This is a genomic window from Cryobacterium serini (assembly GCF_004404025.1).
GTDB classification, from domain to species: domain Bacteria; phylum Actinomycetota; class Actinomycetes; order Actinomycetales; family Microbacteriaceae; genus Cryobacterium; species Cryobacterium serini.
The window spans coordinates 513,722-528,086 of the sequence record NZ_SOHN01000009.1 but is presented as its reverse complement, the minus strand read 5'-3'; the positions used below and the strand labels follow the sequence as shown (position 1 = coordinate 528,086).

Annotated in this window: 12 protein-coding genes; 6 read left to right on the top strand and 6 right to left on the bottom strand. The window is 61.5% G+C overall.

Annotated features, from left to right (window positions below; translation table 11 throughout):
- Positions 1 to 8: 8 nt before the first annotated feature.
- Entirely contained in the window at positions 9 to 2,498 is a 2,490-nt protein-coding gene (locus E3T51_RS08010) for a DNA gyrase/topoisomerase IV subunit A (protein WP_134529350.1), read from the bottom strand.
- A 123-nt stretch (positions 2,499 to 2,621) separates the two neighbouring features.
- Here E3T51_RS08010 and E3T51_RS08005 point away from each other — a divergent pair, with 123 nt between their 5' ends.
- The gene (locus E3T51_RS08005; protein WP_241989220.1) at positions 2,622 to 3,767 is read left to right on the top strand and encodes an alkaline phosphatase family protein; all 1,146 of its coding nucleotides are present in this window, start codon (positions 2,622 to 2,624) and stop codon (positions 3,765 to 3,767) included.
- A gap of 33 nt (positions 3,768 to 3,800) precedes the next feature.
- Here the strand turns inward: E3T51_RS08005 and E3T51_RS08000 are convergent, their stop codons facing one another.
- Positions 3,801 to 4,394: a DUF3043 domain-containing protein gene (locus tag E3T51_RS08000; protein ID WP_134529348.1), complete on the bottom strand. Its 594-nt coding sequence runs from the start codon at positions 4,392 to 4,394 to the stop codon at positions 3,801 to 3,803.
- Between the two features lie 38 nt (positions 4,395 to 4,432).
- Between E3T51_RS08000 and E3T51_RS07995 the strand changes: the two genes are divergently transcribed.
- From E3T51_RS07995 to E3T51_RS07975, 5 genes are all read left to right on the top strand, one after another.
- Positions 4,433 to 5,908 (top strand): dipeptidase, encoded by a 1,476-nt coding sequence (locus E3T51_RS07995; RefSeq protein ID WP_134529346.1) that lies wholly within the window; start codon positions 4,433 to 4,435, stop codon positions 5,906 to 5,908.
- Positions 5,909 to 6,055: 147 nt separating this feature from the next.
- Positions 6,056 to 6,442, top strand: coding sequence for a HesB/IscA family protein (locus E3T51_RS07990; RefSeq protein ID WP_134529344.1), 387 nt, complete (start codon positions 6,056 to 6,058; stop codon positions 6,440 to 6,442).
- A gap of 252 nt (positions 6,443 to 6,694) precedes the next feature.
- Entirely contained in the window at positions 6,695 to 7,585 is an 891-nt protein-coding gene (ctaC, locus tag E3T51_RS07985; protein ID WP_134529342.1) for an aa3-type cytochrome oxidase subunit II, read from the top strand.
- A 3-nt stretch (positions 7,586 to 7,588) separates the two neighbouring features.
- Positions 7,589 to 9,319, top strand: coding sequence for an aa3-type cytochrome oxidase subunit I (gene ctaD / locus E3T51_RS07980; RefSeq protein ID WP_134529340.1), 1,731 nt, complete (start codon positions 7,589 to 7,591; stop codon positions 9,317 to 9,319).
- Positions 9,320 to 9,736, top strand: a complete 417-nt coding sequence (locus tag E3T51_RS07975) for a cytochrome c oxidase subunit 4 (protein WP_134529338.1) — start codon at positions 9,320 to 9,322, stop codon at positions 9,734 to 9,736.
- 125 nt (positions 9,737 to 9,861) lie between these two features.
- Here the strand turns inward: E3T51_RS07975 and E3T51_RS07970 are convergent, their stop codons facing one another.
- The 4 genes from E3T51_RS07970 to qcrC form a co-directional block, all read right to left on the bottom strand.
- Positions 9,862 to 10,683 carry a putative RNA methyltransferase gene (locus tag E3T51_RS07970; protein ID WP_134529337.1) on the bottom strand — a complete coding sequence of 274 codons (822 nt, stop codon included), beginning with the start codon at positions 10,681 to 10,683 and terminating at the stop codon, positions 9,862 to 9,864.
- Positions 10,684 to 10,708: 25 nt separating this feature from the next.
- Positions 10,709 to 12,358, bottom strand: coding sequence for a cytochrome bc1 complex cytochrome b subunit (gene qcrB / locus E3T51_RS07965; RefSeq protein ID WP_134529335.1), 1,650 nt, complete (start codon positions 12,356 to 12,358; stop codon positions 10,709 to 10,711).
- On the bottom strand, positions 12,355 to 13,428 hold the full coding sequence (qcrA, locus tag E3T51_RS07960) for a cytochrome bc1 complex Rieske iron-sulfur subunit (protein WP_134529334.1): 1,074 nt from the start codon (positions 13,426 to 13,428) through the stop codon (positions 12,355 to 12,357). The genes qcrB and qcrA overlap by 4 nt, the downstream gene beginning before the upstream one ends.
- 92 nt (positions 13,429 to 13,520) lie before the next feature.
- Positions 13,521 to 14,333 (bottom strand): cytochrome bc1 complex diheme cytochrome c subunit, encoded by an 813-nt coding sequence (gene qcrC, locus E3T51_RS07955; protein ID WP_134529332.1) that lies wholly within the window; start codon positions 14,331 to 14,333, stop codon positions 13,521 to 13,523.
- Positions 14,334 to 14,365: the final 32 nt, after the last annotated feature.

The window sequence follows — 14,365 nt, the reverse complement described above, 5'->3', positions numbered from 1 at the left end:
GACATCGGCTAGATCTCGGCGCCGATCGCTCCAATCATGGCGTCGAGCATGATTCCGGAGGCGTCGCGGCGGGAGCCGGAATCCGGCAGGGTGCGCGGAGTTCCGTCCGGGGCAACGGCGCGGGCAGGGGAGCGGCCGACCCAGGCCACTACGAGGGTATCTTCACCCTTCAGGAAGCGTTGGGCGCGCACGCCGCCGGTGGCGCGTCCCTTGGCCGGATATTCCGAGAAATCGCTCTGCTTCGCGCTGCCGGGGTCGGTGCCTGGCAACGTTTGACTGCTCGATGCCACTGTGGCCACGACAGCCGTGGTGACGTCGTCGGTCGACAGGCTGGAAAAGAACACGACGTTTTCGCCGGGCGTCAGTTTGATGCCGGCCATCCCTCCGGCCGCTCGGCCCTGGGGGCGCACACCCGACGCGGTGAACCGCAGCAGCTGCGCATCCGACGTGATGAAAACGAGGTCGTCGTCCTCGGCGCCCTGCACGGCACCGACCACCTCGTCCTTCGGCTTGAGCGCGATGATCTCGAAGTCGGGTTTGTTGGCCCAGTCCCCGGGAGCGACCCGCTTGACAACGCCTTGCCGCGTGGCAAGCGCGATTGCCCGATCAGAGTCGAGCGAGACAACGGCCAGCACGCGTTCCTTTTTGTCGGGCAGCACGAGGTACTCGCTGATCCGCACGCCAGCCGCCAACTGGATGGACGTGGGCGGCATCACCGGAAGGTCGACGGGGGAGAAGCGGATGAGCCGGCCCCGGTTGGTCACGGCGCCTACCTCCGTGCGGCTCGTTGTGTCGAGCGTCGACAGCACAGCATCGTGCTTGCTGCGGCGCTGCGGCGGCTGGATCCGAGGAGGCACGGCGTCGTCGACCGCGACCAGATCCACACGGGCAATGCGCCCGGTCACGCTCAGGAAGACCCGGGTGGGAATGTCCTGCACCTCGAGGACTGCGGCCTGGCGTTTGGCGGCGGCGGCCGACAGCCCGGCGATGCTCGGCTTGGCCTCGGTCAGCACCGTGCGGCGCGGAGTACCGAACTTTTCGGCCACAGCACCGAGCTCCTGCGAAACGAGCGTGCGAATGGCCGCTTTCGACGACAGCAACTTCTGAAGTTTCGCGATCTCCGCGAGCAACTGGTCGCGTTCAGCTTCGAGTTCAATGCGAGAAAACTTGGTCAAGCGCCGCAAGCGCAGTTCGAGAATGTACTCAGCCTGGATCTGGCTGAGGTCAAACACATCGATCAGCTTGGCACGAGCCTGTTCGGTATCGTCACTGGCACGAATGACTTGGATGACCTCGTCAATGTCGAGGATCGCGACGAGCAGACCGAGCACGAGGTGCAGCCGTTCCTTGCGACGGGCCAGCCGGTACGCAGAGCGCCTGGTGACAACCTCGATGCGGTGGTTCACATAGACGTGCAGCAGTTCGAGCAACCCCAGGGTTTGCGGGGCGCCGTTGACCAGGGCCACAGCGTTGATGTTGAAGGAATCTTCCAGCGGCGTGTACCGATAGAGCTGCTCGAGCACGGCGTCGGGGCTGAAGCCGGTCTTGATTCCAATGACCAGGCGCAGTCCCTTCATCCGGTCGGTGAGGTCGGTGACGTCCGAGATACCGCTGAGCTTCTTGGAGTTGACGCCGTCCTTGATCTTTTCGATCACTTTTTCCGGGCCGACCAGATAGGGGAGTTCGGTCACGACGAGTCCGGTCTTGCGGGCGCTGATCGCCTCGATTGAGACCCGGGCGCGGGTCTTGAAACTGCCGCGGCCGGTGCTGTAGGCATCTCTGATCCCAATCAGGCCAACAATCGTTCCGCCGGTGGGCAGGTCGGGCCCTGGCACGAATTCCATAACGTCGTCGAGGGTCGCGTTCGGGTGGGCCAGTAGGTGCCTGGCTGCCCCGACGACCTCGATCAGGTTGTGTGGAGCCATATTGGTTGCCATGCCGACGGCGATGCCGCTGGTGCCGTTGACGAGCAGGTTGGGGTAGGCGGCCGGCAACACGTCGGGCTGGGTCAGCTGGTTGTCGTAGTTGGGCACGAAATCCACGACGTCCTCGTCGAGATTCTCGGTCATGGCCAGCGCCGGAGCTGCCAGTCGGGCTTCGGTGTAGCGCGGTGCGGCCGGTCCGTCGTCGAGAGAACCGAAGTTGCCGTGCCCGTCGATGAGCGGCACGCGCAGGGAAAACGACTGGGCCATGCGTACGAGGGCGTCGTAGATGGCGGTGTCGCCGTGCGGGTGGAGCTTGCCCATGACCTCACCGACGACGCGGGCACTCTTGACGTGACCCCTGTCGGGGCGCAGTCCCATTTCGCTCATCTGGTACAGGATGCGTCGCTGCACCGGTTTTAGGCCATCCCTGGCGTCGGGCAGGGCCCGGGAGTAGATCACCGAATAGGCATACTCGAGGAAGGACCCCTGCATCTCCGCCGACACATCGACGTCTTCGATGCGTTCGGTGCTGGCTGTGCTGGCGGCTGGTGGGGTGCTGTCTGAGCGGCTCATTGAAAAATTCTGCTTCAAGCGTGCGGCGGAAACCGATTGAACCGGCGACCTCTGCACTACGTAGGAAGCGCTCTCGGGAGCGCTGGAGGGCCCGGGTTCATCCCTGTGAAAGAATGAGACCCGATGCCCACCATGCTACCGGCCCGCCAATTCAGTGCCCTGCGCCTTGCCGATGTTCTCGCCAGTTCCCTCGATGCTGTCTGCGCCCGGCCGAACGCGCTGGACTTGCCCCCGGTGCGCAAAGCAGTCGTGATTCTGGCGGATGGGCTCGGCGTCAGCTCTCTTCGAGCACGCGCCGGGCACGCCCGATTCCTGTCGTCCCGGCTCAACAAGGCGAGCATCATCGATGGTGTCTTCCCTGCCACAACGGCCGCGGGAATTGCGTCGCTCACCACCGGCGTAGAACCGGGCCAGCACGGTCTGGTCGGCTATCAGGTTCTCGACCAGGCCAACGACCGCGTGGTCAACCAGCTCACCGGTTGGGACGACGGTATGCAGCCAGCTACCTGGCAGCGGGCCCGCACCGTCTTCGACCGTGCTGCCGACGAGCACGTGCCGAGCTTCGCCATCGGCCCCAGGCGGTTCGTGGACTCCGGCTTCACCCAGGCGGTGCTGCGCGGCGCCCAGTACGTTCCCGCCGAGAAGGTGGCCGACCGATTCGCGGCCGCGCGCAACATCCTGAACGACAACCCGACCGCGCTGATCTACCTGTATGTGGCCGAACTCGACATCGCAGCGCACGCTCTTGGTTGGGAGTCCGACCGGTGGCTGGCCCAACTGGAAAACCTCGATTCCGAAGTGACCCGCTTTGCGGCGACGCTGCGATCCGACGAGGGCCTGCTGCTCACCGCCGATCACGGCGTGATCGACGTACCGAACACACGACATGTACTCTTCGACACCGAACCCGCCCTCGTGTCCGGTGTGCGTCACGTGGCGGGGGACCCGCGCTGCGTACAGCTCTACCTCGATCCGCAGCAGTACGCGGTGACCGCTGACACCCTGGCGGATGCCTGGCGCACGTCCCAGGGCGATCGCGCCTGGGTCTATACCCGCGCTGAAGCCGTCGCGGCAGGCTTGTACGGACGCGTTGCCGCCGAGGTACTCCCGCGGATCGGCGATGTGCTCGTCGCCGCCCGCAAGTCGATCGCCTACTACGACTCCCGTCCGACCGACCAGAGAGCCCGCGGAATGATCGGGCAGCACGGCTCCCTCACCGATGAGGAAGTGCGTGTGCCGCTGATCCGCGCGGGCGCCTTCGCGCGATAATTCGCCTCCGCCGCGCGCTGGGAACCCGGCTGGTTAGACCGGGTACTGGCGGCGCTTGACCTGCGGCTTGGGCAGACGCATCGGCCGCAGCTGCAACGCACGCATGGCTGCATACCAGCGAATGCGTTCAGCTTTGTCGGCTCCAAACTTGGCCTCAATCTTCTTGGTGAGAACGAAGCCGAGAACGACGCAGTCGATGACCGCGAGAATGAAAAACGCCCAGAGCGCAATCAGGGACACGCTGGCCAGGCTGGGAACCGTCGTGAGGAGGATAGCCAGGAACATGACCGGAATCATCAGCTCGCCAACGTTGAACCGTGCATCCACGTAGTCCCGGACATAGCGCTTCTGCAGGCCGCGTTCGCGCAGCGGCAGGTACTTGTCGATGCCGGCGGCCATGCCGACCCTGGCCACGTCACGCGCAGCGGTCGACTTGGCGCGTGCCTGCTTAGCGGCCAGCTTGCGGTCATCGGGAACCAACGGGCGTTTATTGGCCGCTTCCTGCTTCTTTCGGGTGGGGGTCGCCTGACCCTTGCCCGGGTTAGGCGTGACACCGAGGCGCGCTGCGGTCTCGTCGGAACTTTCAATCGACGGCTGGGCGTCGGGGTCTACGGGAGGCTTAGCCACATCAAATCCTTGCAATTGGTTGCCTTAAGATTACCGGTATGACTGGTAACCCACAGACAAATTCTCATTCCAACGGCCAGACGCCCGACTCGGCGACCGATTCGAGTGCCACTTCACAGACACGGGCTGCGCTCCGCGACGCCGTCGAATTGGGCCTTCCCACCACGATCGCTGACCTGTGCGCGCTGGTGCGCATTCCTTCTGTGTCTTGGGCAGCGTTCGATCGTGCGCAGGTCGCGGCTAGCGCCGATGCCGTAGCTGCGCTGGTGCGGGGCCTCGACGTGTTCGAGTCGGTCGAGATCGTGCAGGCCGGCATTGGGCCGACCGGAACTGGCGGCGGCACCGAATTGGGCCAGCCTGCGATCCTCGCCTCGCGTTCGGCCCGTAACGGCCGCCCGACCGTCTTGCTGTATGCCCACCACGACGTACAACCCCCCGGCAAGGACGAGGACTGGGAATCCGACCCGTTCACGCCGACCGTGCGCGGCGATCGACTCTACGGCCGCGGCGCTGCCGACGACAAGGCGGGCGTCATGGCCCACGTCGCGTCTATCCGCGCTCTCGTCGCGGCCGTCGGTCCCGACTTCGATCTGGGGATCGCACTGTTTATCGAGGGCGAGGAAGAATTCGGCAGCCGCTCCTTCGCCACCTTCCTCGAGGAAAACCGCGAGGCCCTGCGCGGCGACGTAATCGTCGTGGCTGATTCGAACAACTGGGACATCAACACGCCCGCCATCACCACGGCCCTTCGCGGTAATGTCACTCTACGGTTGACCGTGCGCACCCTCGCGCATGCCTCACACTCTGGCATGTTCGGCGGAGCAGTCCCCGATGCCATGCTTGCCACCATCAAGCTGCTCTCGACCCTCTATAACGAAGATGGTTCGGTAGCCGTCGCCGGCCTGACCAGCATTGACGTTCCCACTCCGGACTATTCTGACGAGCAATTGCGGGCAGAAACCGGTCTGCTGCCCGGCGTCAGCCCGATCGGCCACGGCTCTATCCTGAGCCGAATCTGGTCGCAGCCAGCTCTCACCGTGACGGGAATCGACGCACCCACCGTCGACAACGCGTCCAATACACTCACCCCGGCGGTGACGGTTCGGCTCAGCACGCGGATCGCCCCCGGCCAGTCCGCCGTAGAAGCCGCAACGGAAATCAAAACGCACCTTCAGGAGAACGCGCCATTCGGCGCGATTATTGAGATCGACGATGTGGATACCGGCGAGCCCTTCCTCGTCGATACCAGTGGATGGGCCGTGACCGAGGCTCGTTCCGCCATGACAGATGCCTGGGGCGTTCCACCGGTCGACATCGGGGTAGGTGGTTCGATCCCGTTCATCGCCGATCTGGTACGGGTCTTTCCGGCTGCCCAGATTCTCGTGACCGGAGTCGAAGACCCGGATTCGAGGGCCCACAGTCCAAATGAGTCCCTGCACCTCGGCGTCTTCAAACGCGCCGTGCTCAGCGAGGCCTTCCTCTTGGGCAGCCTGAACACACGCACCGGGCAGTGAGCGGACACCGTATCAGCGGCCCACGATCAAAGAAATTGTGACAGCGTGGGAATGCACCCGTCGAATTTATGGTTGCCGGGGGTAGGCTTAATCACATCGCAATCTATGAGATCGCACTGTGCGTGACTGCGTGAACCGAGGAGAAGCATGACCGACACCATAACCGAAACCGTCAGCACTGCTGACACCGCCCACGTCCCTGCCGCTGCGCATGGCGTCGGACTCACCGACACGGCCGCGCTCAAGGTACGCAGCCTGTTGACTCAGGAAGGGCGCGAAGACCTCCGCCTCCGCGTCGCCGTCCAGCCCGGGGGTTGCTCTGGCCTGATCTACCAGCTCTACTTCGACGAACGCGTGCTCGATGGCGATGCCCTCGTTGATTTCGATGGGGTCGAGGTCGTTGTCGACAAGATGAGTGTTCCCTATCTCGATGGCGCCTCAATCAACTTCGAAGACACGATCGAGAAGCAGGGCTTCACCATCGACAATCCCAACGCCGGCGGCAGTTGCGCCTGTGGTGACTCCTTCCACTAATAGCCGGCACTCCAGCGCGGCGTTTGTCCAGTAACGATTGCGGGGACATCATCACTTCGATGATGTCCCCGCTTTTTTCAGCCCAAAATGCACCGGATTCACCCAAAATGACACCACCACGACAGTGCCGGGTGCACAAATCGTGTGCAACCCGGCCCGGAGTGCACTTCGTATGCGCTCTCGCGGAGTAGGCTAGTAATCGATCAAAACGCTTCCTGAGAAGCGTCCTCGAATCTCCCGAAAGGTCCCCCGGTGCGCAATAATCACCGCCTTCGTTGGGCTGCCATTCCGCTTGCAGCGACGTTAGCCGTTGTACTGGCAGGATGCACGCAAGCCCAGCTCCACGGTTTCCTGCCCGGTTTTGAAGAAGAGGGCGAAACGGCGGTGACCAATCAGACCGATCGCATAGCCGGTCTGTGGACCACCTCGTGGATCGTGCTCCTCATCGTAGGTCTCATCACCTGGGGCCTCATCATCTGGACGATTGTCGTCTACCGTCGGCGGAAGGGCCAGACTGGCCTCCCGGTTCAGCTTCGGTACAACATGCCGATCGAGATCTTCTACACCATCGTGCCGTTCATCCTCGTCATCGGTTTCTTCGCCTTCACCGTGCGCGACCAGGTCGCTATCGAGGCTCGCTACGACAATCCCGACGTGACGATTGAAGTTCAAGCCAAGCAGTGGGCTTGGGACTTCAACTACGTCGACGAAGATGTCTACTCGCCCGGCATCCAGGGCCAGGTTGATCCCAACGGCGAGGTCGGTGCGATCGATCAGTCGAAACTTCCCGTGCTGGTGCTCCCGGTCAACAAGACCATTGAAATAGCGCTTGAATCTCGCGACGTCATCCACTCGTTCTGGGTCATCGACTTCCTGTACAAAAAAGACGTCGTCCCCGGCAAGACGAACTACATGTCGGTCACCCCGGAGCGCATCGGCACATTCGCGGGCAAGTGTGCCGAGTTGTGCGGCGAATATCACTCCCTCATGCTCTTCAACGTCGAGGTCGTCTCCCAAGAGGACTACGACATCTACGTTCAGACACTGCGCACTGCGGGTTACACCGGTCAGCTCGACAACGAGTTCGACCGGAATCAGAATCAGCCGGGCACGAGTGCCCCGACGGCACCGGAGGGCAACTAAGCCATGACAACGACAATCGCACCCGTTCCGTTACGTCCGGCTGCACCGGTTTCGACCTCTGCCGAACGCAAGGGCAACGTTCTCGTCCGGTGGATCACCTCCACCGACCACAAGGTCATCGGGTACATGTACCTGATCACCTCGTTCATCTACTTCTGCCTCGGTGGCGTAATGGCGCTCATTATTCGTGCGCAGCTGTTCGCGCCCGGGCTCGACGTGGTGCAGACAAAGGAGCAGTACAACCAGCTCTTCACGATGCACGGCACGATCATGCTCCTGATGTTTGCAACGCCGCTCTTCTTCGGCTTTGCCAACTTCCTGGTTCCCCTGCAAATTGGTGCTCCCGACGTTGCATTCCCCAGGCTGAACGCGCTCGCATACTGGTTCTTCAACTTCGGCAGTCTTATTGCCGTAGCCGGGTTTCTCACCCCGCAGGGCGCGGCATCCTTCGGTTGGTTCGCCTACCAGCCGTTAGCGAGCACCACGTTCTCGCCCGGCGTTGGAGGGAACCTCTGGATGGTCGGCCTCGGACTTTCCGGATTCGGTACCATTCTCGGGTCGGTGAACTTCATCACCACCATCATCACCATGCGCGCTCCGGGCATGACGATGTGGCGGATGCCGGTATTCACCTGGAATTCGCTCATCACGTCCCTGCTGGCCCTCATGGTCTTCCCGGTTCTCGCGGCTGCCATGCTCGCCGCAGCCTCCGACCGAATCTTCGGCTCACACATCTATGATCCGGCCAACGGTGGCGCCATCCTCTGGCAACACTTGTTCTGGTTCTTCGGCCACCCCGAGGTGTACATCATTGCTCTGCCATTCTTCGGCATTGTCTCCGAGGTATTCCCGGTCTTCAGTCGCAAGCCAATGTTCGGCTACAAGACGCTCATCTACGCGACCATTTCGATCGCAGCCCTGTCGGTATCGGTCTGGGCGCACCATATGTACGTCACCGGTTCGGTGCTACTGCCGTTCTTCTCTCTCATGACGATGCTGATCGCGGTGCCAACAGGGGTGAAGATCTTCAACTGGATCGGCACCATGTGGCGAGGGTCAATTACCTTCGAAACGCCCATGATCTGGGCCATCGGCTTCCTCGTTACGTTCACCTTCGGTGGACTTACCGGTGTCATACTGGCTTCGCCGCCGCTCGACTTCCACGTGTCGGACACGTACTTCGTCGTCGCGCACTTCCACTACGTAGTCTTCGGCACCGTGGTCTTTGCAATGTTCAGCGGGTTCTATTTCTGGTGGCCCAAGTGGACCGGCAAGATGCTCAACGAAAGCCTCGGCAAGTGGCACTTCTGGCTGCTCTTCATCGGATTCCACACAACCTTCCTGATCCAGCACTGGCTCGGTGTCATGGGCATGCCTCGCCGGTACGCAACGTACTCACCGGATGACGGTTTCACCTGGATGAATCAGGTATCCACCGTTGGCGCCATGGTCCTTGCCGTATCGATGATCCCGTTCTTCCTGAACGTGTACATCACCGCACGCAAGGCACCCCAGGTCACCGTTAATGACCCGTGGGGTTATGGTTCCTCACTCGAGTGGGCAACGTCCTGCCCGCCGCCGCGCCACAACTTCACCTCTATTCCGAGAATCCGCTCCGAGCGTCCCGCGTTCGACCTGAACCACCCGGAAGCCGGCATACCCGTCGGTATCGGCCCTGGTAAGGACGCGCCCGACATTGCGGTCTACGACATCGACTCGAACCAGGTTAAATAAATGAAGACCAACGTCAACATCCTCTGGGTCCTCACCGTGTTCTTTGTCGTCGTCACAGCTGTGTATGTCGCGTGGAACGTGTTGGACCACGGCCGTGTCGAGTGGGCCGGAACCTTCATGCTCGCATTGACGGCGCTGCTCGTAGCGTTCATTGCTTTTTACCTCGACAGGGTGCACGCGGCTCAAGCGGGGGAACTGCCCGAAGACCGTCTCGATGGCAACATTGATGATGGTGATCCAGAGATGGGCTTCTTTAGCCCCTGGAGCTGGTGGCCCATATTCCTGGCCGCGTCAACGGCGCTACTTTTCCTCGGTTTGGCCGTGGGCTTCTGGATTTGCTTCATCGGTCTAGGTATCGGTCTCGTTGCCCTTACCGGTTGGGTCTACGAGTACTACCGGGGCGTGTTCGCCCGCTGAGCACACAACTTCGTCGATACCGATCTCCTTCAAAGGGGGTCGGTATCGTCGTTTAACCAATCAGCCGCGTCACATCACGGGGATGCATGACGCGAAGAAGCAGGCGGATGCTCCGCACAGCCCCTTCAGCGTCGCCGAAAACCAAAGATGTCGAACGCGACTGTAACGACTCGGTCCGGTGCCGCTGAGTCCACTCCCGCCGGCCCTGAGTGATGCGCGGACGGCCCCATACCGATCAGTGACGTCACTTCTAATGCCGTTAGCTGCAATGTACGGCCGAGCTGCTCGTGCACCTCGAGAGTGAACCAGGCGGCGAGACTCGCCGTCAAATGAGCAGCCTTGTCGGCGTGCATCTGCACCGCGAGTCCTGACTCGCGCAATTGCTGCAGATGGGTCGGCTGCGGAACCACGACCAGCAGAAGCCCGTCCGCTCGCAGCACGCGGGCGAATTCAGCGGCATTGCGGGGTGCGAAAACGTTGAGGATGATGTCCGCGACGCCATCGCGTACCGGGAGCGGCGACCAGACGTCCGCCACAAGCCCGTCAACGCGATCGCTTGAGCGGAGAGTACGACCCACGGCAGTGGGGGACAGGTCCATTCCCAGCGCCCGTACATCGTCTCCTGGGGGCAGCGCTGCACCCAGGTAATAACCGGTGCCACAACCCACATCGAGGATGCGGTGGGGCGCCTCATCGGCGACGATGTCGCGGATGCTGTCTCGAAGCGGCTCGTACCACCCGGCATCGAGGAAATGCTCCCGGGCATCCAGCATTGTCGCGCTATCGCCAATGAACTTGCGCTGCCCGCCAAGAAGATTAACGAAGCCCCGCTTGTTCACGTCGAAGGAATGCCCGTGGTCACAGCTCAGCAGAAGCGCACCGCTGGAACGTAACGGGAGAAAACAGTTCGGGCACCGAAGCCACTCCGATAGTGTCTGGAGTGACATCGATGCCCGTTCTGTTGGTTTCGCTCTACTTTTCGGTGATCTCCGCTGGATGATCACCGTGGGCTCTGTTGAGCTCAGTCTGCGTAACGGGAGTGATCCGGTCCTCGAAGAACCACCGGGACAGACCGGCACGAACTTTCTCAGCCGCGCCGATCTTGCCCTGAGCGTTGGGACGCAACATGAGCGGCTTGAAGTCGCTGTAGCTGACCAGCTTCCAACGCTCGTACTCGTCGACGGGCTGATGCACCTCGACGAATTCGCCACCGGGGAGTCGTACGATACGGCCAGACTCGTAACCGTGCAGCACGATCTCGCGGTCCTTCTTCTGTAGGGCCAGACAAACGCGCTTGGCGATGAAGAAGGCAAGGAACGGGCCGAGCAACGTAGTCGCCTGGAGTGTATGGATAACACCCTCCATGGTGAGGTGGAAGTGCGTCGCCATGATGTCCGACGATGCTGCTGCCCAGAGCGACGCGTAGAACGTGACGCCGGCCGCGCCAATGGCTGTGCGAGTGGGGGCGTTACGCGGACGATCGAGCACGTGGTGTTCGCGCTTGTCGCCTGTGATCCACGCTTCAATAAACGGATAGATCATGACGGTCACGATGAACAGTCCGACCACGACGAGCACCACGAGGATGTTGAGCGAGTAGGTATGGTTCAGCCAGACGAACTCCCAACCGGAAGGAATCAGCCGCATCGCGCCGTCGGCGAAACCGATGTACCAGTCGGGCTGAGTACCGGCCGAAACCGGTGACGGATCGTATGGCCCGTAGTTCCAGATCGGGTTGATCGTGAACAACGACGCGATCAGCATGACGACACCGAAGACGATGAAGAAGAATCCACCGGCCTTGGCGGCGTAGACCGGCAGGACCGGGTAACCCACAACGTTCTCGTTTGTGTGTCCGGCAGCGGGGTACTGGGTGTGCTTGTGCACGACAATGAACAAGAGGTGCATGGCAATCAACGCCACGATGATCGCCGGCAGCAACAGAATGTGCAGCGAGTACAGCCGTCCGACGATGTCTGTACCGGGGAATTCTCCACCAAAGAGAAGGAAAGAGACCCACGTGCCCACGACCGGGATGCCCTTGATCAGGCCGTCGATGATGCGCAGCCCGTTGCCGGAGAGCAAGTCGTCGGGGAGGGAGTAGCCGGTGAAGCCTTCGGCCATGGCCAGGATGAAGAGGATAAAACCGATGACCCAGTTGAGCTCCCGCGGTTTGCGGAACGCACCCGTGAAGTAGATGCGCAGCATGTGCAAGCCGATGGCTGCGACGAAGAGAAGCGCTGCCCAGTGGTGGACCTGACGCATGAGGAGGCCACCGCGAATGTCAAATGAGATATCCATCGTTGATGACATGGCGACTGACATCGGAATGCCCTTGAGCGGGGCATACGACCCGTCGTAGACGACTTCGGCCATCGATGCCTGGTAGAAGAACGTCAGGAATGATCCCGACAACAGAATGATGACGAAGCTGTACAGCGCCACCTCTCCCAGAAGGAACGACCAGTGATCCGGGAAAATCTTGCGACCAAGTTCTTTGACCGCACCCGAAATGCTCGTTCGTTCGTCAATGTAGTTGGCCGCCGAGGCGGTGAAGCCGCCGGATTTCTTCGCCCCGACGGTTTGATCGTCAGCGGAATCGCGGGTGATTATCGTTGTCATGCTCGCTCCCAGAAACTCGGGCCGACTGGTTCAGTAAAATCGCTTTGTGCGATCAGGTAGCCCTCAGCGTCCACGGCGATCGGGAGCTGGGGTAGTGCCCGTTTGGCCGGTCCGAAGATGACCTTGCAGTGGTTCTCAACGTCAAACTGCGACTGGTGGCACGGGCAAAGCAGGTGGTGCGTTTGCTGTTCATAAAGTGCGACCGGGCAGCCGACGTGAGTGCAGATCTTAGAATATGCCACGATGCCGTCATACGACCAAGACTTGCGGTCTTCCTGCTCGGTCAGGTCGTTTGGATCCATTCGAATGAGCAGAACAGCGGCTTTGGCCTTCTCTTCCAAACGACCGTGACCCATTTCGGCCAGTCCCTCTGGAATGACGTGGAACGACGATCCAAGCGTGACGTCTGCTGCTCTGATCGGGGTTCCGCTCGGGTCCATGGTCAGACGAACGCCTTTTTTCCACATGGTTTCATGGAGTAGGGCAACCGGGTCTTGATCCATCGGGCCAAGGCCACGAAACAAAACGACGGCCGGCAACGGGAAGACGACGAGGGCGCCGATCAGGCTGTTCCGGATGAGCGTACGGCGGCCAAAACCTGATTCCTCGTTGGCCTGCTGGAAAATCTCCACGGCGCGGGCGCGAACCGGTTCGGTTCCCCGAACGGGATGGCGTTCGTCAACACCCTCGTGATCGCTCATGAGGGCTTTACCCCAGTGCACCGCTCCGATGCCGATCGCCATCAGGGCGAGAGTCAGGCCGAGGCCGATGAAGAGGTTGTTCAGGCGAACGGAACCGGGATCTTCGGCAACGATGGGAAAGGCCATGTATGCGGCGATCGCAAAAATACTGCCCACGATGGACACGTAGAACAACGTGTAGACGGTGCGCTCGGCCTTGCGCTCTTCCTTGTGGTCAAGGTCGGTGATGCGCGGACGGTGCGGCGGGAATCCCGGATTAACCAGGGAATCCCGTGTAACGACGGCTGTGCTTGCGGCAGATGTCGCGAGCTGCGCGCCAGGCGAGTCGGCGGCGGTTACGTGCTCCGCGCCGTTATCGTCCTTGGCCATTGTTCTCCTTCGTGGGTGTAAATACTTTGCACTGTGGTGCTACGCAGCGTTCGATCGGTACCGAATGGCGTGTCAAGACCGGATACCGCGTTCTAGTTTGATTTTGCGGTGATCCACACGGTGAGGGCCACGATTGCGCCCAATCCGAAGATCCAGATGAAGAGGCCTTCAGCTACCGGTCCCAAGGAACCGAGGGCTAATCCGCCCGGAGACGGATTGTTCTCGACGTACTTGAGGTAGGTGATGATGTCGCGCTTGTCTTCGGGGGAGATGTTCATATCGTTGAAGACCGGCATGTTCTGCGGCCCGGTGATCATGGCTTCGTAGATGTGCTGGGCCGATGCGTTCTCGATTGCGGGAGCGAACTTTCCCTCCGTCAGCGCGCCACCGGCGCCGGCAACGTTGTGGCACATTGCACAGTTGATACGGAACAGTTCAGCTCCGCTTGCGGCGTCTCCAGCTGCGTCGAGCACCTCGCCGGAGGGGATAGCCGGACCGGGGGCGAGCGAGGCGACGTAGGCGGCCAGCGCGGCAGTCTGCTCGGCCGTGAACTGCACCGGCTTCTTCTGCGCCTGCGGGCCCTGCATCTGCAGGGGCATGCGACCGGTGCCGACCTGGAAGTCGACCGAGGCTGCTCCGACTCCGATCAGGCTGGGGCCTTCTGACGATCCCTGAGCGTTGAGCCCGTGGCAGGTGGCGCAGTTCGCCGCGAAGAGTTTTTCACCCTGGGCAATGGTCTGCTGGGAGGACGCATCCGTTGTCGCAACGGCAGTACTCGTGCTGAAGGCGACGTAGGCGCCTCCAGTGAAGAGCAGTCCGACGGCAATGAGCGCAACGCTGGCGAGAGGATGGCGACGTCCGGTCTTGCGTGGCCGGCGTGCACGAGGGGTTTTGATCTTGGTCATTCTGAAGTAGTCCGCTCCCGTTTCTAAGTATT

Coding starts and splice junctions, on each gene's coding strand:
- E3T51_RS07970 (WP_134529337.1), bottom strand. CDS start 10,683: ATGTCACTCCAGACACTATCGGAGTGGCTTCGGTGCCCGAACTGTTTT.
- E3T51_RS07975 (WP_134529338.1), top strand. CDS start 9,320: ATGAAGACCAACGTCAACATCCTCTGGGTCCTCACCGTGTTCTTTGTC.
- qcrC (WP_134529332.1), bottom strand. CDS start 14,333: ATGACCAAGATCAAAACCCCTCGTGCACGCCGGCCACGCAAGACCGGA.
- E3T51_RS07990 (WP_134529344.1), top strand. CDS start 6,056: ATGACCGACACCATAACCGAAACCGTCAGCACTGCTGACACCGCCCAC.
- ctaD (WP_134529340.1), top strand. CDS start 7,589: ATGACAACGACAATCGCACCCGTTCCGTTACGTCCGGCTGCACCGGTT.
- qcrA (WP_134529334.1), bottom strand. CDS start 13,428: ATGGCCAAGGACGATAACGGCGCGGAGCACGTAACCGCCGCCGACTCG.
- E3T51_RS08010 (WP_134529350.1), bottom strand. CDS start 2,498: ATGAGCCGCTCAGACAGCACCCCACCAGCCGCCAGCACAGCCAGCACC.
- E3T51_RS07995 (WP_134529346.1), top strand. CDS start 4,433: ATGACTGGTAACCCACAGACAAATTCTCATTCCAACGGCCAGACGCCC.
- qcrB (WP_134529335.1), bottom strand. CDS start 12,358: ATGACAACGATAATCACCCGCGATTCCGCTGACGATCAAACCGTCGGG.
- E3T51_RS08005 (WP_241989220.1), top strand. CDS start 2,622: ATGCCCACCATGCTACCGGCCCGCCAATTCAGTGCCCTGCGCCTTGCC.